3 protein-coding genes and 1 pseudogene are annotated in these 1,823 nt (G+C 59.6%); all 4 read right to left on the minus strand.

Features of this window, described 5'->3' with window-relative positions; translation table 11 throughout:
* Positions 1-96: 96 nt before the first annotated feature.
* A complete protein-coding gene (locus tag BN1128_RS16870; RefSeq protein WP_042870850.1) occupies positions 97-288 on the minus strand; it encodes a hypothetical protein in 192 nt (63 codons plus the stop codon).
* 130 nt (positions 289-418) lie between these two features.
* Positions 419-691 carry a hypothetical protein gene (locus tag BN1128_RS16875; protein WP_042870852.1) on the minus strand — a complete coding sequence of 91 codons (273 nt, stop codon included), beginning with the start codon at positions 689-691 and terminating at the stop codon, positions 419-421.
* Between the two features lie 87 nt (positions 692-778).
* Positions 779-1,207, minus strand: a complete 429-nt coding sequence (locus BN1128_RS24160; protein WP_052445531.1) for a hypothetical protein — start codon at positions 1,205-1,207, stop codon at positions 779-781.
* Between the two features lie 6 nt (positions 1,208-1,213).
* Positions 1,214-1,823, minus strand: a pseudogene (locus BN1128_RS24165) (replication endonuclease); the annotation flags it as partial.

Raw genomic sequence — 1,823 nt, forward strand, 5'->3', positions numbered from 1 at the left:
CCCCGCCGATCCCGGCGGGTGCTGCTGGATGATGGGCTAGAGCCGAAGGCAATACGGCAGCAGGCAATCGATGTCGGCGCGGGGTGATGGTGTCAGTCATGAGCTTGGCCCCTCGTACTTATTCCGCATCCGCTTGGCTATCTGCTCCAGACTTTCGGCCATGTACCACATGTCGTTATTGTCCTTGCGAGACACGACCTTGCAGCGATGAACGTTCCGTCCGAGCAGAATCTTGGCGGCAACCAGCACCAGCCATGCTTCAAAATGGCGGCGAATCCAGTCTTTCATGCCCGACCCTCCGCCCCGTTCTGGACTTCTATGACGACAAGGCCCAACAGCCGTAACTGTTTTTCGCCCAGGAATTCGAGTTTAAACCAGTTGGTCAAGAAGACGATTTGTTGCTGTGGGAACGTCTGCTTCATCGCGGCCCCATATCTTTCAGGGTGCCTTCCCTGCTTTTCATCCGCTCTTCATTCACAGTCGGAATGATAAAACTACCCGGCTGACGCTCCAGCTTTGGCAGATTCATAGCGTTCATCGCTTCCGCGATCTGCAGGCGCTTGATGATGTCTGCCACCACGGCTGGGTTTGCTGCGGTGATAAACTCGGCATCCAGCTTTTTGACATACTCAAACAGGATGTTGCTTGGCTCGGCCACCGGGACCCCGAAAGACCCTGTCGGCTCAAACATGGGGAACCCCTGGCAGCGCTATGGCCCGGGGTGGCGTTCTCTGCCAGTGCCAGCAGTTCATTCAGGGCAATGTTCATACCCTTCTCCTTATTCCAAGCCCTGGCGCGCCCGCGCCTTGGCAATCTCCGTCTCATGGCGGTCATTGTCGGCTTGCATGCTCGCGACGCGGGCCTGCTCCTGTTCAATGGGCTGATAGCGGCCCCGGTCTTCTTCGTCATCCAGCAGGCGGGTGAAGATGGCGATCGTCTCTTCGGCGGCGGCCAGCCAGTCGGTGACTCTGCCGCCGGTATGCATCAGCTCGAGGGCCTGCTCTTTCAGCTCGGTGCTGCTGGCGGCGCGGTTGCGGGCCAGTTCGGCCTCGACCTCGGCGGTCAGCTGATTGGCGACCGCATCGCCAGCACCTGGCCAGTGACGGGTCACAATCAGCCAATCGCTGACCAGGCGCACGTACTGGCCGCCGGCATTGACGATGCTGCCGTGTTGCAGCAGGGTGGCGTTGCTTGTGTTAAGGTCCATTTGGGGCTATTCCTTAGCCAAAATGGATCCTTTAACCCCTGATTTGGATCCTTCCGTACAGTTATTGTCAGAGCTCCAAGGTGCCGGGCTGTCGCCCGTCTTAACCCCAACACCCCAAGCCGAACCATCGGCGGCCTTGGTGGCCTCAAAGGTACCGGCAGGCAACACTTCCCGCTCGGTCAAACGGGTGCGCACACCCAGGCGGGCGGTGTGCAGGCCCATCAGGCGCTTGATGTCTTCGCCGTAAGCGTTGGCCTGCTTCTCGATGAGGTGGGCCAACTTGATGGGGTGTTCGGCTCGGGTCGCTAGGGCGCCGCCCATGGCCTGCAGGTAGCAGCGGAAGATGCCGTTATCCGCGGCAAAGCGGGCGGCCTCAAAGCGTGGGTCTTGCAACACCGGTTTAGGTGGACCCACCAGATCGCCATGCTTTTTGGCGTTGCTGATGCGGCGTAGTTCGCGCCATACACCGACCGGGGCGCCGCCGATCTGCTGAAAGGTGCGGATCCCCCACCAACTGGCCCAGGTAACTGCATGCAGGGCTGCCTCATTTGCGGGGGCATCAGCTTCTTCATCGTCATCCAAATAGGCGCCATCAATGTTCTTGGCGATGTATTTG

This window comes from Aeromonas piscicola, assembly GCF_000820005.1.
Classification (GTDB): domain Bacteria; phylum Pseudomonadota; class Gammaproteobacteria; order Enterobacterales; family Aeromonadaceae; genus Aeromonas; species Aeromonas piscicola.